Source organism: Dehalococcoidales bacterium (assembly GCA_041652735.1).
In the GTDB taxonomy this organism is placed as follows: Bacteria; Chloroflexota; Dehalococcoidia; order Dehalococcoidales; family RBG-16-60-22; genus RBG-13-51-18.
Map to the genome: position 1 here is coordinate 18269 of JBAZGT010000014.1, position 21539 is coordinate 39807.

21 protein-coding genes and 1 tRNA gene are annotated in these 21539 nt (G+C 56.9%); 4 read left to right on the top strand and 18 right to left on the bottom strand.

Translation table 11 applies throughout. The features are described from left to right. Positions 1 to 55 precede the first annotated feature (55 nt). The 3 genes from cax to WC370_06350 all read right to left on the bottom strand — a co-directional run bounded on the left by cax (position 56) and on the right by WC370_06350 (position 2445). Positions 56 to 1126 (bottom strand): calcium/proton exchanger, encoded by a 1071-nt coding sequence (gene cax, locus WC370_06340; protein ID MFA5309090.1) that lies wholly within the window; start codon positions 1124 to 1126, stop codon positions 56 to 58. A gap of 58 nt (positions 1127 to 1184) precedes the next feature. Then, positions 1185 to 1274, bottom strand: a tRNA-Ser gene (locus WC370_06345). Positions 1275 to 1317: 43 nt separating this feature from the next. Continuing rightward, positions 1318 to 2445: an MFS transporter gene (locus WC370_06350; GenBank protein MFA5309091.1), complete on the bottom strand. Its 1128-nt coding sequence runs from the start codon at positions 2443 to 2445 to the stop codon at positions 1318 to 1320. A 198-nt stretch (positions 2446 to 2643) separates the two neighbouring features. Between WC370_06350 and WC370_06355 the strand changes: the two genes are divergently transcribed. Both WC370_06355 and WC370_06360 read left to right on the top strand, forming a co-directional pair. Beyond that, complete coding sequence (locus WC370_06355) at positions 2644 to 3309, top strand: response regulator transcription factor (GenBank protein ID MFA5309092.1); 666 nt, start codon at positions 2644 to 2646, stop codon at positions 3307 to 3309. Between the two features lie 31 nt (positions 3310 to 3340). Beyond that, positions 3341 to 4792 (top strand): PAS domain S-box protein, encoded by a 1452-nt coding sequence (locus WC370_06360; protein MFA5309093.1) that lies wholly within the window; start codon positions 3341 to 3343, stop codon positions 4790 to 4792. 39 nt (positions 4793 to 4831) lie between these two features. Here WC370_06360 and WC370_06365 read toward each other — a convergent pair whose 3' ends face one another. The 13 genes from WC370_06365 to WC370_06425 all read right to left on the bottom strand — a co-directional run bounded on the left by WC370_06365 (position 4832) and on the right by WC370_06425 (position 16049). Beyond that, entirely contained in the window at positions 4832 to 5041 is a 210-nt protein-coding gene (locus WC370_06365) for a hypothetical protein (protein MFA5309094.1), read from the bottom strand. A 156-nt stretch (positions 5042 to 5197) separates the two neighbouring features. After that, the gene (locus tag WC370_06370) at positions 5198 to 5470 is read right to left on the bottom strand and encodes a TIGR04076 family protein (protein ID MFA5309095.1); all 273 of its coding nucleotides are present in this window, start codon (positions 5468 to 5470) and stop codon (positions 5198 to 5200) included. A gap of 194 nt (positions 5471 to 5664) precedes the next feature. After that, positions 5665 to 6048, bottom strand: coding sequence for a hypothetical protein (locus WC370_06375; GenBank protein MFA5309096.1), 384 nt, complete (start codon positions 6046 to 6048; stop codon positions 5665 to 5667). A gap of 260 nt (positions 6049 to 6308) precedes the next feature. Then, positions 6309 to 7547 carry a serine--tRNA ligase gene (gene serS, locus WC370_06380; GenBank protein ID MFA5309097.1) on the bottom strand — a complete coding sequence of 413 codons (1239 nt, stop codon included), beginning with the start codon at positions 7545 to 7547 and terminating at the stop codon, positions 6309 to 6311. A gap of 36 nt (positions 7548 to 7583) precedes the next feature. Next, positions 7584 to 7919, bottom strand: a complete 336-nt coding sequence (locus tag WC370_06385; GenBank protein MFA5309098.1) for a DUF3795 domain-containing protein — start codon at positions 7917 to 7919, stop codon at positions 7584 to 7586. 59 nt (positions 7920 to 7978) lie between these two features. Continuing rightward, positions 7979 to 9481, bottom strand: coding sequence for a lysine--tRNA ligase (lysS, locus tag WC370_06390; GenBank protein ID MFA5309099.1), 1503 nt, complete (start codon positions 9479 to 9481; stop codon positions 7979 to 7981). 149 nt (positions 9482 to 9630) lie between these two features. Further along, positions 9631 to 10410: a DNA repair protein RecO gene (gene recO / locus WC370_06395; GenBank protein ID MFA5309100.1), complete on the bottom strand. Its 780-nt coding sequence runs from the start codon at positions 10408 to 10410 to the stop codon at positions 9631 to 9633. 21 nt (positions 10411 to 10431) lie between these two features. Next, positions 10432 to 11001 carry a methyltransferase domain-containing protein gene (locus tag WC370_06400; GenBank protein ID MFA5309101.1) on the bottom strand — a complete coding sequence of 190 codons (570 nt, stop codon included), beginning with the start codon at positions 10999 to 11001 and terminating at the stop codon, positions 10432 to 10434. A gap of 107 nt (positions 11002 to 11108) precedes the next feature. Next, positions 11109 to 11909 (bottom strand): class I SAM-dependent methyltransferase, encoded by an 801-nt coding sequence (locus tag WC370_06405; GenBank protein MFA5309102.1) that lies wholly within the window; start codon positions 11907 to 11909, stop codon positions 11109 to 11111. A 23-nt stretch (positions 11910 to 11932) separates the two neighbouring features. After that, positions 11933 to 12550, bottom strand: coding sequence for a recombination mediator RecR (gene recR / locus WC370_06410; GenBank protein MFA5309103.1), 618 nt, complete (start codon positions 12548 to 12550; stop codon positions 11933 to 11935). A 139-nt stretch (positions 12551 to 12689) separates the two neighbouring features. Continuing rightward, entirely contained in the window at positions 12690 to 12995 is a 306-nt protein-coding gene (locus WC370_06415) for a YbaB/EbfC family nucleoid-associated protein (protein MFA5309104.1), read from the bottom strand. Then, complete coding sequence (gene dnaX, locus WC370_06420) at positions 12992 to 14644, bottom strand: DNA polymerase III subunit gamma/tau (GenBank protein ID MFA5309105.1); 1653 nt, start codon at positions 14642 to 14644, stop codon at positions 12992 to 12994. The genes WC370_06415 and dnaX overlap by 4 nt, the downstream gene beginning before the upstream one ends. A 232-nt stretch (positions 14645 to 14876) precedes the next feature. Then, a complete protein-coding gene (locus tag WC370_06425; GenBank protein ID MFA5309106.1) occupies positions 14877 to 16049 on the bottom strand; it encodes a tubulin/FtsZ family protein in 1173 nt (390 codons plus the stop codon). Positions 16050 to 16290: 241 nt separating this feature from the next. Here WC370_06425 and WC370_06430 point away from each other — a divergent pair, with 241 nt between their 5' ends. Further along, positions 16291 to 18630 carry a hypothetical protein gene (locus tag WC370_06430; GenBank protein MFA5309107.1) on the top strand — a complete coding sequence of 780 codons (2340 nt, stop codon included), beginning with the start codon at positions 16291 to 16293 and terminating at the stop codon, positions 18628 to 18630. A 137-nt stretch (positions 18631 to 18767) separates the two neighbouring features. Then, the gene (locus tag WC370_06435) at positions 18768 to 19262 is read left to right on the top strand and encodes a hypothetical protein (GenBank protein ID MFA5309108.1); all 495 of its coding nucleotides are present in this window, start codon (positions 18768 to 18770) and stop codon (positions 19260 to 19262) included. 102 nt (positions 19263 to 19364) lie between these two features. On the opposite strand, the gene WC370_06440 is transcribed toward WC370_06435, so the two are convergent. Both WC370_06440 and WC370_06445 read right to left on the bottom strand, forming a co-directional pair. Next, complete coding sequence (locus WC370_06440) at positions 19365 to 20540, bottom strand: tubulin/FtsZ family protein (protein ID MFA5309109.1); 1176 nt, start codon at positions 20538 to 20540, stop codon at positions 19365 to 19367. A 128-nt stretch (positions 20541 to 20668) separates the two neighbouring features. Then, a complete protein-coding gene (locus WC370_06445; protein MFA5309110.1) occupies positions 20669 to 21535 on the bottom strand; it encodes a hypothetical protein in 867 nt (288 codons plus the stop codon). Positions 21536 to 21539 lie beyond the last annotated feature (4 nt).

Sequence of the window (21539 nt, forward strand, 5' to 3'; positions counted from 1 at the left end):
ATAATTCCTGGTAAAATCGGGTCAATTCCCGGAACAGCAGTTTACCGGAATGGCTTTAGATAAAATAGAACGCTATGGCTATCAGCACGTAAACGGCGATAAGCTGTACGCCTTCCAGCCAGTGGCAGATGCCATCCGCGCTGATGTAGTTGGCTATCATGGCGGTCATCACCAGCGCCGCTATGGAAAACGGGCCGAACTCCAGGTCCAGGGAAATTCCCGCCAGCGGGCCGCTTAACAGGACGAGTACCGGCACCACGAAAAGCGCTATCTGCAAAGCGGAGCTCATCCCAATCTCCAGGGAAAGCGTCATGTTGTTCTTACGCGCGAAGCTGATAGCGCTGATATGCTCCGGGATATTGGTCAGGATGGCGATAATCACCAGCCCCAGGAATGTCTGGTTCAGCCCCAGATCCGCGATACGCGGCGTCAGGGTTTCCACCAGTAGGTAGGACTCATAGCTGGCCAGCCCCACGGCCAGGAAAAGCAGAATGGCGGCCGTGCGCACCGACCACGTGTGGTTAAGCGGCGAACGCGGCGCCTCGCGCTCCACCAAAAACAGGTGCTTGTGGGTTACCAGCGTATAGAGCAGGCTCAAAAGGTAAACTATTCCCAGCACCACGGAAACGGCCAGGCTCATGGCGTGCGCGGGCTTGGACAGCAGCAGGCTGTACATGGAAGGCAGCACCAGTCCCGCCACCATAATGACGAGCATCGTGGAGGAAAGCCCCGCCGAGTCTTTATTGAAACGCTGTTCCTTGTATTTCAGTCCCCCGAAGACCATCGAAAGCCCGATGAGCAGCAGCACGTTGAGGACGATGGAGCCGATGATGGAAGCTCTGACCATTTCCACCAGGCCGCTGCGCAGGGAAAAGATGGCGATAAAAAACTCGATGACGTTGCCGAAGGTGGCGTTAATCAGCGCGGAAATGGTATTGGAAACGCGCTGGGCGATGATGCCGGTGTTTTCCGCGATTACGTGAGAAAGCCCCACTATCCCCGCGCCGGTAGTGATTAACGTCAGCACCGGGTGGACTTCCAGGTAATAGAAAATAATAGAAAATGGGATGAATATCAGGAAGGCATCCAGGATATGGAACCGGGAAGCCTTGTTATCTGGTGTCATATAGTTTTTTACTCTATATTATGGCTCCGGCTATTACGACCTTTTTTGCGGTATAGGCTGGCGGAGGGGGTGGGATTCGAACCCACGGTCGGCTTGCACCGACAACGGTTTTCAAGACCGTCACCATAGGCCACTCGGACACCCCTCCGTGCGTTAGAATTTTACCTTAAGGCGGCGTGAATGACAAGCGTTCAGCCGGTCATCGCGGCTTTGCTGCCCTTGCGTTTCTTCAGCCCCAGGGAGGTCAGCACGCCCATCAGGGTAATGCCGGCGCTGACATACATCAGGGATGGGTAGCCCCACGCCTCGGAAACGGCCCCGCCCAGGAAAGGCCCGAATACGCCGGACACCGCGTTGGCGGAGTTCATCAGCCCGGAGGTGGTGCCGTACTCCGTATGGCGCCGCAGCAGGTAGCTCAAAGCGCCCACGAACATGCTGGAGTAGGCAAAAGACAGCACCAGCTGGATGGGTACCAGCTGCCAGTACCGGGTGGCGAAGCCGTAAGCGATAAATACCCCCGCCGATAGTATCAGCCCCGCCTGGAACATGCGCACCGGGTTGAACTTTTCCACCATACGCATGAAAACAATCTGTCCCACCATGTTCGTCACCTCCACGATGGCTATCCACGTCTTGGTGGCGCCTATGCCGGCCTGGTAAAGCGGCCAGACCGCCCAGATGGCGTTGCCCCCCAGCTGCCGGAGGAACAGCGCCAGGTATATCTTGTAGTCGGCTTTTATCAGGGCCGTCGGGAAAACGGCCACCCGTATGCGGTGGATGACCTTTTCCGTCAGCAGGAAAGAGACAAGGAACGCCATGAGCGCCACCGAGGCGCTGATGATGAAAAGCGCCGTATAGTTTTTTACGATGGCGGCGGTCACCGCGCCCAGCAGCCAGCCCAGCGCGCCGTAAGAGATAAAGCTGCCTATCTGTTTCTGGTTTTCATAGGTGTAGGCCATGATGACCGATGAGTTGATGCCGATGGCGAAGCCCACCATCCCCCGGGCGGCCAGCAGGGTCATGGGGGAATGGGCCAGTATCTGGGAAAGGTAGGACAGCGCCGTAAGCCCCAGCCCGGCCCGGATAAAAACCATCCGGCCGTAGGAATCGGAAAGCCGCCCGAACAACAGGGACGATATGAAAAACGCTATGCCTGAAGTAGCGGCGATAAGACCGACATGAAAGTTGGAGGAGCCGAGGTCCTTGGCGTAGAGCGCGATAAAAACGTTCGAGGTTTCTACGGCACAGTTGGAAAACAGGTTGATGGCTGCCAGGCATAGTGGTATTGAGACCCACCCCGGCGGGGAGAAACGCCGCATATTGAGCAGCCCTCTTTCTTCTGCCCCGTGGCAGATAATAATATTATAACGTCAAGGGGTAAAAATATCTAATGAATGAGGGGTGAGGCACACGGCTAAAGTAATCACCGGCGGCCAATCTGAACTCGCATCTTAATAATTAATTGAGTACTTTCCCCCTGTGGTGTATCATAATAAATATGCCGTGGAGAGTGTTGGATGGATAAAATTAAAATCTTAATCGCGGATGACCATGCCGTCGTTAGGGACGGCACCCGCCAGATACTGGAACATGAAGCGGATATGGACGTGGTGGCGGAAGCCGCTGACGGCGCCGAGGCTATCAAGCTGGCGGGCTCCTCACGGCCGGACGTAGCCATTATCGATATCGCCATGCCGGGGATTGACGGCGTGGAAGCCACCCGGCAAATTAAAAAGCTCTATCCGGCTATCGCCGTGCTGATACTTTCTGCCTATGATGACGACCAGTTTGTCTTCAGTCTGCTGGAGGCGGGCGCGGCCGGGTATTTGCTGAAAAGCGTGCGCGGGCGTGAGCTTATTGAAGCGGTACGCCAGGTGCACGCTGGGGAATCGGTGCTGCACCCGTCCATCGCCCGTAAAGTGCTTAACCGCTTCGTGCCGGCGCCCGGCAAACCGGTGGGACAAAAACAAGCCGAGGTGCTGAGCGACCGCGAGATAGAGGTCTTGCGGCTGGCCACGCGCGGCCTGAGCAACCAGGACATCGCTGACGAGCTTTGCCTCAGCCTGCGCACCGTGCAGGCCCATCTGGGCCATATTTTCAACAAGCTCCAGGTAAGCTCCCGGACGGAGGCGGTGGTGCGGGCGCTGAAAGAGGGCTGGGTGACTCTGGAGGACATACCCTGAGAATAGCGTTCTTGCCGTTCGAGGTAGTGCTTTGGCCCGCCGTGAAATAAAGGAAGAAATAGTCGGCACTCTGCGTAATCCGGGGTTCTGGCTTATCATCGCCGTTATCGCGCTTATCACCATCCCTTATTACCGGGACTCCTTGCCGCATCCGGCTTTTATCACCCGCCTGACGGAGGATTTACATCTTTCCCGTCACGCCGTGGAAAGAATCCTTTACCTGGCGCCTATTATCTGGGCGGGTTTCGTTTTCGGGTGGCGGGGGGCTTTTTACACCTCGCTGGCGGCGCTGGCCTGCATGTTGCCGCGCATTATCTTTATCGAAGATGCCCTGCTCAACCCGGTCATCGAGACGGCGACGGTATTCGTGGTGGGCAACGTGATTGCCATCAGTTTCGCTGCGCTGCGCCGCGAGCGGGAGTACCGCAAGCAGTTGGAGGCTACGCAGCTCGACCTGAAAGCGTCCGAGGAAAGGTACCGCTCGCTTTTCGAGAACGCCATTGACGGCATCTGGATACACGACCTTGAAGGTAACTTCATCAGCTTTAACCCCGCCTCGGAGAAAATAATCGGGTACACCCGGAGAGAAATTTACACGATGAACGCCAGGAACATGCTGTCTCAGGAAAGCCTGGAGTTGGCGCATGAAATCCGCCGAAAACTGCTGCAACATGAGCCGGTGGAGCAGCCCTACGAGCAGAAGGTTATCCGCAAGGACGGCAGCGAGATTTTCATCCAGCTTTCCACCAGCATAGTGCTGGACAAGGGCAAGCCGGTTGGCTTTCAAAACATCGCCCGGGATATTACCGAGCAGAAGAGAATGAATGAAAACCTGCATTTTTATCTCCAGCAGGCCACCCGCGCCCAGGAAGAAGAAAGAAAGCGCATTTCCCATGAACTCCACGATGAGACCATCCAGGATCTGGTGGTGCTTTCCCGGCAGCTGGACTCCCTGGCTTCCAGTGAAAAAGGGCTTTCCGCGGAAACGCAGCGGCGCCTGGAAGAGCTGTGGGAGCAGACGGACCGGATACTCCAGGGCGTGCGCCGTTTGAGCCAGGACCTGCGGCCGGCGGCTATCGACCGTCTTGGCCTGCTGCCGGCTATCCGCTGGCTGGCGGAAGAGGTCACCCGGTATTCCGGCGTGGAGACCAGGGTCAGCGTGATAGGCAAGGAGCACCGGCTGCCGGAAGAGGGCGCCATCGCTTTATTCCGCATTATCCAGGAAGCTTTAACCAACGTCCGGCGGCACTCCGGCGCCACCGCCGCGGAAATTACCATCGAGTTCAGCGCCAGGAGCACTAAAATCACTGTGAAGGACAACGGTAAGGGCTTTACCCTGGCCGGCAAGGTGGGGGATTTAGCCAAGGAAGGCAAGCTCGGGCTGGCGGGCATGCAGGAGCGCGTGCAGCTGGTGGGGGGTACGATAACCATGAAGTCGGAGCCGGGTGCAGGTACAACGATAACCGTGGAAGCGCCGGGCTAGGAGCCCTCCCCGCAATTCAGTCGGAAAAGCCTCAGGCGTTTACCGCCACTGCCGGGAGCGCTGGTCGAATTTCAGAACCCTCGGACGCAGGTATTCCAGGTTGCCGCAGCTCGGGCACCGCTTGAGATAACCGAAACCTTTGTCCACCGTGAAGTGGGCGACACTGTGGCACCGGGGACAATAGCCGTTGGCTTCGTGGAGAGGTTCCGCGATTATTTTACTGAATTCCAGAGTTTTTACCGTGGTCATTTGAATGCCTCGCCGCTGACGTGGAAAGACTGAAAAATAAACGCTTTATTTAATCAGTGTGCTTCATGGTACTTGCTTTGAACAGCGGGTTAACCCTCAAATTTACCGCGGGTCAGCCCCCAATTTTATACCGGCGGGGCAATAGAGCGGCGGGGGTTATTTTTTTACCCTGCGGCACAGCTCGAAGCGGTTGCCCACCTCGACGTCCGGGCAGGACAGCATGATAACATCCGGGTCCTCTGTCCAGGGAAAGACCGCCCCGTAATACAGCGCCAGTGCCGCGGGGTAAATGGCGTTGTAGGCCAGGCTGCACATGCCCGGCGGTGTGGCGTAATCGAAGACCCATTCGTCGCCTACCTGGTGCCCGTAGTGGCAGGGGCTGTTATTGCCCACCAGCTTAATGACTACCTCGTACTGTTTTGGCTCCATGGCATTTCTCCTCTTATGCGCGGGACTGCGTAACCGCGAGTCCTCAGTATAAAGGGATTATATCTGAGAGGCGGGTAAATATCTATCTGTAAATACTGACACCCCATAGATGGATGTGCCGGGAAAATCTCGATGTTTCCATCTATGAGGTGCGGTATTTTTGGCTATTCAGTTGTAGGTTTTTTAGTGGTTATCTAGGCGCTTTTGCGCAGCATGACGAAGCCGCCCAGCACCAGACCCGCGCCGATGATGATATCGGCGATGCCCATGATCCGTATGGCCTTGACGGTCCCGATATTGGCTTTAGCCAGTCCCAGTAAAGCCCGCTGCGCGGAAACATAAACATAGTTGATGGAAGGTGCGGCTGTTTGACCTTGTATCCCCGGCTCTTCGGCTGCTTTTAAAACATCATATTTTGCCGATACCGCATCATATTTTTCGTCAACTTCGTTGATTTTCAGGGGCGCAATAGATACTTCGATGTCTTTCTGCCCGGAGCTTGCCTGCGGAATAAACATTATCCCTAAAACGATGGCGGCCAGACCCAGGATGATAACGATGACTGCAAGTACGCGCATTTTTACTAGTACCTCCACTTTCTATACATAGAATTACTAGGTATAATATACGAAAAACGCAAACGTGTCAAGTGTTAAGAAAGGCAGGATGGTAAAGGGTAAGTTGAAAGTATACAGTTTGTAGTTCAGAGTAGTGAATGAGAATAGGTGTCATCCCCGCTCATCTTGAGCTTGCTGAAGGAGAAAGCTGGAGTCCAGCGGCGGGGTAAAGGGGAGGTACTGTTCATTGCCCCTTTTAAAGCTCGCCTTGACGGGCAGACCTACTTAATAACGTCGGCGCCCACGTATTTCCGCAAAACTTCCGGCACCACTATAGTCCCGTCCGCCTGCTGGTAGTTCTCCATGACGGCTATCATTATCCGCGGCAATGCCAGCCCGGAGCCGTTAAGCGTATGGACGAACTGGGGCTTGGCGTCCGGGGTGGGGCGGTAGCGGATATTGGCCCGGCGGGCCTGGAAATCGCCGTCGTTGGAGCAGGAGCTGACCTCCAGCCATTCCTCACAGCCGGGCGCCCAGACATCGATATCGTAAGACCGGTTGGCCCCGAAGCCGATATCCCCGGTGCAGAGCTTGCGGATGCGGTAGGTCAGGCCGAGCTTCTGGCAGACGTCCTCCGCGTCATGGGTGAGTTTTTCCAGCTCGTCGTTGGAGGTCTCCGGCGTGACGAACTTGTACATCTCCACTTTATCGAACTGGTGTCCCCGCTTGATGCCGCGGGTGTCCTTGCCGGCGGACATCTTTTCCCGGCGGAAACAGGCGGTATAAGCGCAGTAGTAGAGCGGCAGCTCCGCGGCGGCAAGTATTTCATCGCGGTGCAGGTTGGTGAGCGGTATCTCCGCCGTCCCCACGAACCAGTAGTCTTCCTCGGCGTCGTGGTAGATGTTCATGGCGAACTTGGGCAGCTGCCCGGCGGCCACCATGCACTCTTTCTTGACCATGTAGGGCGGGTAAATCTCTTGATAGCCATGCTCGAAAGTATGCTGGTCGAGGAAGAAAGTAATGAGGGACCGCTGCAGCCGGGCGCCGAGCCCCTTGAGCACGTAAAAACGGGTGCCGGAGAGCTTTACCCCGCGCTCGAAGTCGATTATCTTGAGGTTTTCTCCCAGCGTCCAGTGCGGCAGGGGCTGGAAGTCGAATTTACCGGGTTCGCCCCAGGTGCGGATGGTGACGTTTTCCGTATCGTCCTTGCCCAGCGGCACGTCCGACTGCGGAATATTGGGTATCTGGAGGAGGAGGTCTTCTAGCTGCCGGTCTAGCTTACCGGCTTCTTCTTCCAGGGCTTGAATCTCCACCCGGAGGGCGCGGCCCCGTTCCTGGGCTTTTTCTCTTTCTTTGGAGATGGTTTTTCGCTCCTGCCTCAAAGCGTCCAGCTTCACGATGTTCTGGCGGCGCTCGGCGTCCAGGCGTAGTATTTCATCGATGGGGGCGGTATCGTGGCGGTTGGCCACCGCCTGACGCACCAGTTCCGGGTTTTCTCTGATAAATTTAAGGTCGAGCATAGCTTATTTTACCACAACTTTTCCGGTTGGCCGCGTTTATCTTTGTTTCAGCCAGGCGGCCGTGCCTATTTCTTTCCTTAACTTCAGGTCTTTTTGCTTTTGCTGAAAAGACTTTTCCGCCTCTTCGGCGCTCTGGGAGGGGTCGCGCATGGAGGTCATGGTCGGGCAGGGGAGTTCGGGGCAGAGCCCGCAGTGCTCCAGGTGCTTTTTATCCGCGCAGCAGCCATATACCGGGCAGACGTCCACGCCGTACTGCGCCGTCCAGAAAGGTTTGCCTTTGACCGTGTTGCAGCCGTCGCACTTTTCCCCCAGGATTTCGCAATCGCCGCAGTAAAGGCCGCAGGCTGCGGCCAGCTTCATCTTATCGTTCATTATTCCCCCCGCCCTTTTCGTTAAAATTATATCCGGCCTTTCTCCGGTTATTTCTCCCCCTACTCCTTCGCCCGTAATTGCGGGAACAGTATCACGTCCCGGATGGAAGGCTGGTTGGTCAGCAGCATCACCAGGCGGTCGATGCCTATGCCCAGCCCGCCGGTAGGGGGCAGGCCGTATTCCAGCGCGGTCAGAAAGTCCTCGTCGATGGTCCACTTCTCCTCGTCGGTGCCGTGGCGCTCCTGCATCTGCTCCACAAAGCGCTCCCGCTGTAAAACGGGGTCGTTGAGCTCGGAGTAGGCGTTGCCCAGCTCCATGCCGCCGGCGTAGGGCTGGAAGCGCTCTACCACCCGCTCCTCCCCCGCCTTGTTTTTGGCCAGCGGGGACATGGAAACGGGGTAATCGTAAATAAAGGTGGGCTGGATAAGCTTGGGCCGGACGAAGGCTTTGAGAAGCTCGTCCACCAGCTTGGCCCAGTTCTTCTGGGTGTCTACCGCCGCCATCACCGACCTCATTTTTTCCCGCAGGCCGTCCGCGGTGGGGTATTTCACGAAGTCGATGCCGCTGTATTCCTTGATGGCGTCCCGCAGTGTCAGGCGCCGCCAGGGGGGCGTCAGGTTGATGGCGTTCTCGCCGTATTTGATTTCCGCCGTGCCCAGCACTTCCTGGCTGACATAACATACCATCTGCTCCACCATCGCCATCACGTCCGTGTAGTCGGCGTAGGCTTCGTAGCTTTCCATCATGGTGAACTCGGGGTTGTGCTCGGTGTCGATGCCCTCGTTGCGGAAGTTGCGCCCGACTTCATAGACTTTATCGAACCCCCCGGCGATAAGCCTTTTCAGGTATAGCTCCGGCGCGATGCGCAGGAAGAAGTCCTGGTCCAGGGCGTTATGGTGGGTGATGAAAGGGGCGGCCAGCGCGCCGCCGGCGGAAGGCTGCATCATCGGCGTTTCCACTTCGATAAAGCCCCGCCCGTCCAGAAAGCGGCGCACGGCGGCGATAATCTTGCTCCGCGTCATGAAGATGTCTTTTACCCCGGTATTGGCTATGAGGTCGATATAGCGCTGGCGGTAGCGTGTCTCGGTATCGCTCAGGCCGTGCCACTTTTCCGGCAGCGGCCGCAGGGACTTGGATAGCAGGGTGAAGCGGGCGACGGCGATGGTCGGTTCGCCGGTGCGGGTGCGCAGTATACCGCCTTCCGCCCCCACGATGTCCCCGATGTCGAGGTTTTTGAAAATCTCCAGGTCCGCCTCGCTGTAGTTGGCGGTCTGGAATAAAAGCTGTATCTTGCCGGTGCCGTCGCGCAGGTCCATGAAAATGGCTTTGCCCATTTTCCTTATCGCCATGATGCGCCCGGCCGCGCTGACCGTTGCCGCTTCCGGACCGGCCGCCGGCTCTTTGGCTTGGCCGGCGGACTCCCGCGCCTCCAGCGTCGCTATGGCCTGCTGCGCTGTATGGGTCCGCGGGAAACGGTGGGGATAGGGGTCAACGCCGCGACTGCGCAGCCCCATGACCTTCTGTTTTCTTTGTTCGGTAATCTCATCTGATACTGATGGCATAAATACTCTCTACCTGCACTAATCTAGTTACCGCCCCGGTGATAATCGGGGACAGGTTCAGACTAATTATATGTTATTCGTGCATTATGGTAAAGAGGATGGTGACACGGGCGGATGCAATCATAGTTTAAGTAGACCGGAGAAACAACTTACTGTTTTAGCTGTATTCTTTGTTCCCGCAGGGTATCCAGCCAGGCGGCGGACTTTACCTCTCTCTCCAGGAGGTGCTTGAGGTAAAGGCTGATGACGTTTTCTATCTCGCGGGCCAGCCCGGCTTCTATTCTTACACGACTGGCCGCCGCGTAATCGCTGCCCTGTAACAGCCGCAGCACTTTCTGGGCGTTTAAGGAAAGCGGACTGGAGAAAGGGTGGCTCAGGGAACAGTCCGGGCAGAGCATCCCGCCGGCGCCTGGGCTGAAATAGTTGGCTACCGGCTCCAGCGCCTTGTGGCAGGCGACGCATTCCCGCAGCTGGGGACGGTAGCCGGCGCTTTCCAGCAGGTGCAGCTCGAAGTGGCGCAGCACGAGCTCCTTGTTTTCCGCCTGGCAGAGCCGGTCGAGGGTATCCAGCATCAGCCGGAAGATCCCGTAGTTCTCCTGGTGCTCGGCGGCAAACTGGTGCACCAGCTCGGCCGCATACAGCCCGCAGGAGGTCAGCCAGAGGTCGTTTTTCATAGGTAGATAGGCGTCGATGGTCTGCGCGCCGGTGATGGTATCGATGCTACCCCGGCCGCGGGTAAAGGACACCGTGCTGTGGGTAAGCAGCTCCAGGTGGCCGGACATCTTGCTCTTGGGTTTGCGCAGGCTCTTGGCGAAGCCCTGGATTTTACCCAGACCGGGAGTAAAGAAGGTGAGGATGCTGTCCGCCTCTCCCAGCTTCGTTTTTTTTATCACGACGGCTTCCGTCTGGTATTCGTGCGGGTCTGACATGCTGTATGTTTCTCTCTTGGCTCAAGCTGGCCTGGCGGTTATCAGGTAATGATAAGGGCCGCTATCTTCTACCGACGTCACCTTAAAGCCCGCCGCCTCAATCAGGCGGGAAGCCTTGGCTTCGTCAAACCTGATATGCGCTGGAGGACCGAATGGTATTCCCTCTTTTTTCCAATCGAGGTCGATAAGTTTACCGGTGGGCTTGATGATGCGCCGGGCGTTTTTCAGCACCAGGGATGCGTCCTGAAAATCATGCAGCGCAATCCCGAAAAAGACGATGTCGGCGCATTGTTCACAGACCGCGGTATCCTCGGCTCTGGCGGCGGTAAGGTAAAGATTGTTCAGGCCTTCGGCGGCGGCCTGCTCTTGCAAGGCGGCTATCGATACCGGGTTGGCGTCTACGCCATAGACTTTGCCATCTTGGCCGACCATCCGCGCCGCCGGAATGGCGAAGAATCCCCCGCCGCATCCTATATCCGCGAAGGTCAGCCCCGGCTCCAGGCCGATACGGTTTAGAATAGCCTCCGGGTCCTGCCACTTTCTTCTGTCGGGGTCGTTATACGGGCGGAAACCGCCGCTGAAATGGCTCAAAATCGCCCCCTTTTTACGGGGAATACCTGCCGCTTGATTTGATATTAACGTAATCGTAAAGGCAAGTCAAAAAGAGGTAAAGAAGGGGAGCAGGGACGGATTGCTTTTTACCCCTTTTCAGCCACGAATATCATCTCCGGAGAGTCCCCGGCAAAGGCCGACTTCTTGAAATCCCCGAAAAAGTCTATTACCTTAAAACCGCAGAGCTCCAGCAGGTGTTCCATCTCGTAACGGAAAAAGTAGCGCATGGGGAACGCCTCCACCAGCCTTTCCTTCTTGCCGTCCGGGTGGGAGACGTAATAGATAATCTCGACGTCATTGTACTGCTGTTCCCGGTGGAAATCTGCCAGGCGGTTAGCGCGGCTTACCTTGCGTCCATCAGGTAGCGTTGTTTCCGGCAAATCCACCGTTTCTTTCATGTACTGGGGATTGGGCACCAGCCTGGCCGGGTTGGGATTATAAACATCGTAGACGAGCCGCCCGCCGGTTTCAAGGTGTTGATAAATACACCGGAGGCAGGCTTTCTGCTGCGCTGTGTTGATAAGGTGCTGGAATGGGCGGAAGGGCATGGTTATCAGGGCGTACTTTTCCCCGGTGAAAAAATTGGTCATATCCCCCTGTGTCAGCTTTACTCTTTGCTGCACGTCCGGCGGCTGCTGCGCCAGTTTTTCCCGGCATTTTTGCAGCATATAAGTGGAGAGGTCTAGCCCGGTTATTGCGCAGCCCGCTTTGGCGGTGGGGATAAGGATGCGCCCGGTGCCGCAGGCCAGCTCCAGCGTCCGCCCGTTAGCTTTTTTAGCGTAGTCGACATAAAACGCGACGTCTATATCATTGCGCCGGTTATAGGTGGTGTCATAGTATTCCGCGATAAAACTATAGAGTTCATAGCCGCCGTGCTCACCGTCCATTTTTCGCCCCTCCCTTTTTCCCCTTAGAACTCCGCCCGACCCTCCAGTGCCCGGGTCAGCGTCACATCGTCGGCATATTCCAGCTCGGTGCCGTAGGGCAGGCCGCGGGCCAGCCGCGTCACTTTAATACTGAGGGGGGTAATCAGGCGGCTGAGGTACATCGCCGTCTGCTCGCCTTCGAGGTTGGTGTTGGTGGCTAAAATGACCTCTTTGACCGTGTTGTTCTGGAGCCGGACCAGCAGCTCGCGGGTGCGGATATCGTCGGCGCCCACGCCCTCGCTGGGGGAGATGGCGCCGTGGAGGACGTGGTAAAGACCTTTATAGACGCCGGTGTGCTCCAGCGCCAAGATGTCCTGCGGCTGTTCCACGATGCAGACCTGGGTGACGTCCCGCTGGGGATTGCGGCAGATGGGGCAGGGGTCGCTCTCGGTGACGTTGCAGCAGACGGAGCAGATGTTGACCCGCTGTTTCAGCGATACCAGCGCCTCCGCCAGCGACCTGGCTTTTTCCTCCGGGGAGCGGAGGAGGTGGAAGGTAATGCGCTGGGCGCTCTTGGGCCCGATGCCGGGCAGCTTGCTGAATTCCTGAACCAGCTTGCCGATGGCGTCACTGGCGGCGGGAATGGGGTCTTGCTTAGACACTGGTTCTCCTTAAATACTTCTCTATAATGATAATGTCATTCTGAAGGAGCGGAGCGACTGTAGAATCTCGGGGCGGGGTAAAGATTGTGCTCCTCCTCCCCGTTCCCGGAACCTTCGCTTCGCTGAAGGTGACACTTAATTACATTAAGCCGGGAATTTTCAATCCCCCCGTTACCCCGCCCATCTTCTGCGCGGCGGCTTCCTGCGCCTTGACCTGCGCTTCCTTGACCGCCGTCAGCACCATGTCCTCCAGCATCTCCACGTCTTCCGGGTTTACTACTTCCTTGGAGATTTTGACCGACTGTATTGCCTGCTGGCCGTTCATCACCACCGTGACGGCGCCGCCGCCGGAACTGGCCTCGACCATCAGGGTGGCGAGCTCTTCCTGCGCTTTGAGAAGCTGCGCCTGGAGTTTCTGTGCCTGCTGCATCATAAATTTATTCACGCTTCCTCCGGTTCGATAACCTGGGCGCCCATTTTCAATGCCGCTTTTACCAGGTGGTTGTTTTCGTGTTCGTAAACGCAGCGCACCTTGCAGGGGCGGCCCATAAATCTGCTGACTATTTTATCAGCCATTTTCTGGTTATCCAGTTTTTCTAGATTTTCTTTGAGTATCGGGTATTTGAAAGAAAGCACCAGGATATCGCCCGTGATTTCCCGGGGACGCGCGCTCCGCAGCAGGGCGGCCGCCGGGGTCTTGCTCATGCCGTCCGGCGCTTCGTTAATCATCCGGCTCCATTGCTGCTGGAGCTGCTCGATGGTGCTGCCCATGGCCGGCGGGGTCGCCTCCGCTTTAACGGGCGCCGGAACGGTGGGCTTTTCCTCGATTGGCCTGGCCGGGGCCGGATTGACGGGTTTTTCCGCCGCCGGTCTGGCCGGGGTCGGGTTGGCCGCTGTTTCCCTTTTCTCCGGTGGGGGAGGGGCGACCCGCTGTACGGCGGTCGGTGGCATAACCGGGGGCGCTTTCTTAACGGGTGGTTCCGGTTCGGCGCGGCGGACGGGTTCTTCCTTGACGGCGGTTTCCGCCAGTGAGGAGTCCACTATCGCCAGCTCCAGCGGCAGGGTGGAATAGTTATCCAGGCTCAGCTCGAGCTGCCCGAAGGTTTTAATCGCTTTCAGTATCTGGGGCAGGGTGGCTTTGTTCGCCAGCTCCTTGAGGTCTTTGATGTCATCGACGGTAAGCTCTATTGTCTCCGCCGCGCCGGTCTTGACCAGCAGCAGTAGCCGCAGGTACTCCATCACATCGCGGTGGAACTGGCGCAGGTCGAGCCCGTCGCTGTTCACGTTATTCAGGGTGGTAATGCCGGCGGCGATGTCCCCGTTGAAGATGTGCTGCACCAGTTCCCGGGAGCGCCGGTCGCCGGTAATGCCCAGCAGCGCTTGTGCCTGCTGGAGGGTAATATCGTTGCCGTAAAAGGTGTTGAGCTGCTGTAACAGGTTCAGGGAGTCGCGCATGCTGCCGGTGCCCGCCCGCGCGATGAGCTTTAAAGCTTCCGGCGCGGCTTTGATGCCCTCGCCTTCACCCACACGGGACAGCAGGGTCACCACATCGGCCAGGGAATAGCGGTGAAAATCGAACCGCTGGCAGCGGGAGAGGATGGTAGGCAGCAGTTTATGCGCCTCCGTGGTGGCCAGGATAAACGCCACGTGGGGCGGCGGCTCTTCCAGCGTTTTCAGCAGGGCGTTGGAGGCTTCCTTGGTGAGCATGTGGACTTCATCGATGATGTAGACCTTTTTTCGCGCCTGGTTGGGAGCGTAGTTCACCTTTTCCCGCAGGTTCCTTATTTCGTCGATGCCCCGGTTGCTGGCGGCGTCCACTTCGATAACGTCCAGCGCCCGTCCCTCGGAAATGGCCAGGCACATCTCGCAGGTGTTGCAGGAATCGCCCTTGCCGTTGGTCAGGCAGTTGATGGCTTTGGCCAGGGCGCGCGCCGTGGTGGTCTTGCCGGTGCCGCGCGGCCCGCAGAAGAGATAGGCGTGGGAAACGCGCTCTTTGGCCAGGGCGTTCAGCAGCGTCCGGGTGACGTGCTCCTGGCCGGCAATTTCCCCGAGCGATTGCGGCCGCCACTTGCGGTAAAATACTTGAGATGCCATTACGGGTATATTATACTCTAAAAACTTTTATTACCCAAGAGAGATTTGGCCCGGCGGCGGTATAAAACATATTGCTCCGGGACCAAAATATCAAGTATCAAGTGATAAACCCCTCCCCCCTTTTCCCCTTTATTTTTCCTTGATACCTGTTACTTGTCAGTTGTCGCTTTCTCGATAAAAAAAGAGTCCCGGTATTTAGCCGGGACTCATGGCCTGCATTTGGATTTATAGCTTACAGCAGCGACGGTATATCTTTGGAGACGTCATCCAGCGCTTTGAGCTTGTCCTCGGTCTCCGCCTGGCGTTTCTTGAACTCCGGGATAAGGTCGGTGGAGCGCAGGTAATAGTCCCTGACCTTTTCCACGTCGCTCATCTCGGAGAGGAGCACGGTCACATCCACCGATCCCCTTTCGTGCGGGTAGTCGCCGTTGCGGATAATGGCTTCCGGCGCGATGTCCCTCATGTAATCGCCTATTTCCTTGACCATGTCCATGTTCATTTCCTTGGCGGGGCCGGACACCAGGTATAAAGCGCGGCGGGAATCGGCGGGATTGCACTTGAGTGAAAGCTCGCTGATAGCCTCATCCATGGCCTGGATGCCCTTCTGGATTTCGTTGCCCTTTTTGCGGAAATCGCTCTTGAGGTCGGGCATTTTGAACAGCGGCGCGGACGTTTTGCCGTAGCCGATAACCGTCCACCCCACCACCGTCTGGATGATGTCGCCGGCGTCCAGTAGCTTGGCGCCGATGTACTTGGACTTCTTTTCTTCCCCGGCGCAGAGCATGTTGTAGAAAGGCTCGGCAATCATTTCATTGATTTTGGTGATATTGGACTTGATGGACGAGTCCTTGCGCACGTACCTCTGGTTGTCCACCAGGAATACCGCGTCCGCCACGGAGTAGCAGGACTTTAAGCAGGTGGCTACGTTAAAGACTGTCCTTTCCTCGGTGGATTCTTCATGCTCGAAGGGTAGTACCAGTAAATTCCATATCGGCTTGTCGATGTAGCGCTCCTTAAGGTGCTGCGTCACTACGGAGATAGCGCCGGAGCCGGTGCCCCCGGCTGTGCCGGCGATAAGAAGAAATGCGTCCGTCTCGAAGAATTTCTTGGTGTTCCTGAGATTTTCGATTATTTTATCAGAATCTTCCTTGGCTATCTCGGCGCCCAGTTCATTGATTTTCCCCACCCCGTGACCGCCGGTCTTGCGCCCGCCGATAAGGATGCGATGATGATGGTCGTTTCCGATATTGCTTAGTCCGCTTAAATCGGCGGCATCTGTATTGACGGCAAAACAACCGGTAATGATGTTCATGCCGCGTCGTGATCTGGCTCTGCTGTTCAGCTTGGAAAACTCGTCAGCAATCCTGCCTCCGCATTGCCCCAAGCCAACGACTACTAATTTCATCTCTCACCTCAATATTTATGATTCGGCAATTAAGCTATTTTTATCATATAAGCATCTGAATGTCAATTAGTTGTATCTGAAAATAGCGTATTATAGTACTTATGTATATATTGGGTACTTATGTACGTTTGGGGATGGTATAATGAGACTATAAAAACTGGTGCTTATTGAAAAACGTTCGCTTGAATGATATCATAGTCTATGCTGGTAGCAGCCACCGTTACTTGAGAAGGGTGGGATAATGTCTCCTGAGCTAAAACAGGAAGTTGAAGGTAATACTCTCGACTTTGAGAAGGCGGTAGCCAGGGCCGAGACATTGAGCCGGGCGGCCAGGGAGGCCGCCGGGAAGTCATCCAAGACTGCCATTGACGCGACGCGCCGGGCGGAACAAATAGGCAAAGAAGTCCGGGAGTCCGCCGAGGCGGCGGCCAAGACGGTGCGGGACGCGGTGGCCCGGGTGGAGAAAATCAGCAATGAAACACGGGAAGCCATGGAGGCTACCGTTCAGGCCGCTAATGAGGCCATCCGCCGGGCGGAGGAAGTGGCCAGGCGCCCCCAGGAAACCGCCGAGTCCATGGTCAAGGCTTTCCAGGAAGCTATCGCCCGGGCTGAGAAAATAGGCCAGGAGGCCATGCACGCCGCTGAGTCCGCCCTGATGCTTTCCCAGGACGGCTTGAGTCAGATAAACGAAATCAGCCGCGAAGCCAAAAAACAATCGGACTCCGCTAAGGAAATTTCCCAGGAAGCCATGAGCCTGGCGGAAGCGTCCGTCAAGGAAGCCCGCGAAGCCGCTGACGAATCGGTCAAGGCCGTTAAAGAGGCCACCAGCCGGGCGGAAAAAATGGCTAAGGAAGCCAGGGATGCGGCGGACACCACCAATAAAATCGCCAAGGAAACATCCGCCAGGGCGGAAAAGGTCAGCAAAGCCACCCGGGAAGTAGCTGAGGTGGCCGCCAGAACGTCTGAGGAAGCCGCCAGCCGGGCGGAAACGTTAAGCAAGGTCGCCAGGGAGGTGGCGGAAGCGGCCCACCGGTCTTCACTGGAAACCATTAACCGGGTGGAAGTCATTAACAAGGAAATCAGACTGGCCGCCGAAGCAACGCAAACGACGGTCCAGGAAGCCATAGTTAAAGCCGGAGAAGTCGCCCAGGAAGCCCGCCTCGTCACGGATGCCGCCGCCAGGACGGCCCGTGAAGCCTCGGAGGCTTCCAAAGCGGCCTCGGAAGAGGCCATTGCCAGGGCGCAAGTAATCGCTCAGGAAGCCAGGGAAAAAGCCGCGGCGGCGGCACAGAGTTTCCGCGATTCCATAGCCAGCACCGAGCAAATCAGCCGTGACGCTGAAGCCGCCGCTGATGAAGCGGTAAAAACGGTGCAGGAAGCGGTAACCCAGGCCGGGGAAGACAGCCGGGTCGCCGCGGAAACCGTTAAAGCCGCCGTTCAGAAAGCCAATGATACCGTCGCGGCCGCCGCCGGTACCGCCAGTGAGTCCATCGCGGTGGCGGTGCAGTCGGCCAGGGACATCGCTCGGGAGTCCGTGGAAGCTACCGCGGCCCTCTCGGAGACCACCATACTATCGGTCCGGGAAGCTACGGACGTGGCTGCCAAGACCGCCCGGGAGGCGGCGGAAAACGCTATCGCGGCATCGGAAAAAGCCATCGCCCGTGCTACTGAATTGAGCGTGGAAGCCCTGGAAAAAGAAGAAGAGTCCACCGCGGGTTTCCGCGAGGCCATCTCCAGGATTGAGGAAATGAACGATAACGCCAAGGCCTCCGCCGAGGAATCGGCCCGGATGGCCCGGGCGGCTATCGAGAAGAGCCGTAGGGAAAGTGACGGCGCGGTAAAAACGGCCAGGGAGCTGAGCAAGGCCGCCGTGGAGACTACTGAAGAGTCCATCAGGCTGGTTAAGGAAGCGATGGAAGAAGCCATTACCACCGCCAGGAAGATGGCTGAGGAGTCTGAGACGGAAATCCAGATGGCCATCAACCGGGCGCAGGAGATAAGCCGGGAGACCAGGCGGGCGGCGGAAGCAGCGGAAAAGACCGCCAGGCGGGTCACGGACACCCTGATTGCCGCCGCCAGGGAATCGGCGGAGCGGACCGTCCAGACCGTTAATGAAGCCGCGGAGGCATCCGCCAGGGTGGCGCGGGAGGCCGCCGGCATATCCATATCCGCCTTCGAGGATGCCATCGGCCGGGCGGAAGCCGCCGGGCAGATAGCCCGGGACAACGCGGAAGCTTCCTTGCTGGCTTACCAGGAAGCCCTGGAAAAGAGCCGGCAAAAGAGGGCGGCGGAAACGGATGAGGAAGAGGCGCCGGAACCGGTAGAAGATGACGGCGCGCCGCTGGAGGCGCTCAATGAAGCCGCCAAGAAAGCGACCAAGGCGGATAAAGCCATGCAGTTGGCCCGGGAAACCCTGAAAGAGATACCCCGGGAGATATCCAAGGAGTCCAAGCAGAAGGTGGAGCAGCGCCTGGAATCGCTGGCCAAGATGTATGAGACCAGAAGGAACAAGCAGATTCAGGAAGAGACTGAAGTCGAGAACCCCGGCGAAGATGAAGAAAACGGGCCTGAAAGCCCGTAGTTTTTCTGCCGGGATACCTGTACGGCAGGCATAAAATTAGCTTGACTTTTTACCTTTTGCACCATTATACTTGGCACTAAGTAGTGACCATTTACGCTGTTCAGTGAATATAAATCAAATATTATAGGAGGTGCCTGGTGCCTACCCAGAAAGATCGTATTAAGAAGACCACCCCGTCGGGCGAAGAAGCCCCCGCTGAAGAAGAAACCCCGGTAACGGAAGAGCACAGCGGCAATCCCCTTGATGAAGTAATGAGTCAGGCCGAGCGGGCTTACGCGGCCTACATGGACGCCGAGCGCCAGGTCGCCAAGGCTTACCATGAGAACGAGATGCAGGTAGCCAAGGCTTATAAGCGGGCGGAAGCGCAGGCTTCCCGGGCTTATGAGTCCAAGGTATCTGCCGCATTGAAAGACCGCGATGCCGCTATCGCCACGTCCGCCCAGGCGCGCGAGGAAGCTATCAAGCAGGCCGAGGAATCCTATAAATCCGCCGAGCAATTGGCCAGCAGCGCCTGTGACGCCGCCGTTTCCGAAGCCGCCGCCAGCCGCGACGCCAATATCGAGAGGGCCTGGCAGGTCCGCGATGAGACTATCGAGCAGGCCTGGCAGATTTACTCCAAGATAGCCAGATAGGCACTTGCTTCCGGGGAAAGCGGTAAAAAGACGCTGAATATCGGCGTTGCAAGCCGGGCTTTCCTGAAATAGAAAATCAAGCGGAAAAACTGAATAAGTCAGCTACAGCAGCGAGGGAATGTCCTTAATTGTGATATCAATCCCTCGCTGTGTGTTTACCATGCCTTCCTGCCGTTTCTTCAGTTCCGCGATGAGATTGATGGTCTTGGTGAAGTAGTTCCTTACTTTTTCCACGTCGCTCATTTCCGAAAGTATCACCGTGACATCCAGCGAGCCCTTTTCCCTGGGATAGTCCCCGCTCCTGATTACCGCTTCCGGGGCTATATTTTTGATGTACATCCCCAGCGCTTTCACCAGGTCCACGTTGATTTCCTTGGCGGGGGCGGAAATGAGGTATAAAGCCCGCTTGGAGTCCAGCGGGTTGCATTTGATGGAAAGCCCGCTTATCGCGGCATCCAGCGCCTGGACGCCTTTCTGGGTCTCCGTGGCTTTGTCCCGGAAATCACGGGAACGTTTGAAGAACGGCTTGAAAAATGAGGTCGCCGACTGCCCGTAGCCGAGGGTCGTCCACCCCACCAGCGTCTGGATGATGTCCCCGGCGTCCAGGATTTTAGCCCCGATGTAGCGCGGCTTCTTTTCCTCCCCGGCGCACAGCAGGTTGAAAAACGGCTGCACAATATTGCTGTTAATCCGGGCTAGGTTGTGGGTCAGGGAGGCATCCTTCATGACGTACCGCTGGTTGTCCACCAGGAAAATGGCGTCCGCCACCAGGTAGCTGGACTTGAGGCAGGTGGCCACGTTATAGACCGTTCTTTCCTCGGTCAACACTTCATGCTCGAAGGGCAGGACGATAAGGTTATAGACCGGCTTGTCCACGTAGCGCTCTTTTATCTGCTGCGTCATCACTGATATCGCCCCGGAGCCGGTGCCGCCGCCGGCGCTGGCCGCCAGTAAAAAGGCGTCCGTATCCGTGAAATTCTCCGTGTTCCGGATAGTCTCGATTACCTTGTCCGCGTCCTCGCGGGCTATCTCCGCGCCCAGCTCGTTGATTTTGCCCACGCCGTGCCCCTGCGTTTTCTTGTTGCCAATCAGGATACGGTGGTCGTAGTTGGGCCGGATGGTGGTCAGGCCGCTCAGGTCCGCGATATCCGTATTGACGGCGAAAGCGCCGGTGATGATATTGTAGCCGCGCAGGCCGCGCGCCCTTTTATCTAAGCGGGCGAACTCGTCGGCTATTCTGCCGCCGCACTGCCCGAAACCGACAACAACTAACTTCATTTATCTTCCTTAAACCGGATTCGATGATTCATTTTAGGGGGTTTGCGGACGGTATGTCAATCAGCCGACCGAGGGAAATTAGCCAAGCATCTCATGGTGATACTATCGAACCATGAGGGAAAACGTCTCTATTTTAAGCCTTCCAGGATAGGCTTTAAAGACACTTCATAATCATCCAGCAAGGCTATCTCTTTCAGGCTCAGATTCTTCTCCAGTTCTTTAACAACCTCATGCCCCAGAAAGTAGCCCGTCTCGCTTTTACCCTGTATCTTAATCCACGAACCGAAGAATGCGGCGGTGGATTTGCCTGCTTCTACCGTTTTCAAGAATTCCGCGGCCAGCCAGCTTTTATGGTTTTGGCACCATTCCAGCCAATCGCCGGTATTAACGCCGGCTGTTTGGTGGAACAGCCGGCCGGTGATTAAGACCTCGCAGCGCTGGGCGAAGCCCTCTTCGAGCAGTCGCCGCCAGGGGTTGGCTGCGGCAAATACCTTGGTCTGACCCCGCCAGTGATACTGTATGAGATGTCCCAGTTCATGGGCCAAAAGCCCTTTTATAGCTTCACCGCCGCTCCAGCCGCACTCGGCGATATTCTCCAGTCCGCAGAGTACGGCAGGTGTATTTTGATATGTCGTCGCCCACCCCGCCCCCACCCCGATACCCACGTAGAAAACGGTTATCAGCGGGAAATCGAAGACCAGCGTCTTTTTGGCTTTTTCATAGACAGGCAGGCACGATGTTTGCAGGTTTTGATGAGCTTCCTGCATGGCCGGCACTCTTTCGGAAAGATAAGGTAAGACTCTTTCCCCGGCGGCTTGCCGCCAGTCTGCTTTATCCTCGGCGTAGCTGTCAAGCTGCTTTTGCCGCAGTTCCGGCCAGCCCGCCATGTAATCTTTTTCCCAGCCGTTAAGCTGTTCCTCAAAGGGCAAACGCCGCCCCTTTTCCCACCACTCCAGAAAAGCCGGAAAAGTATCGATTATTTTACAGACTGACACGAGG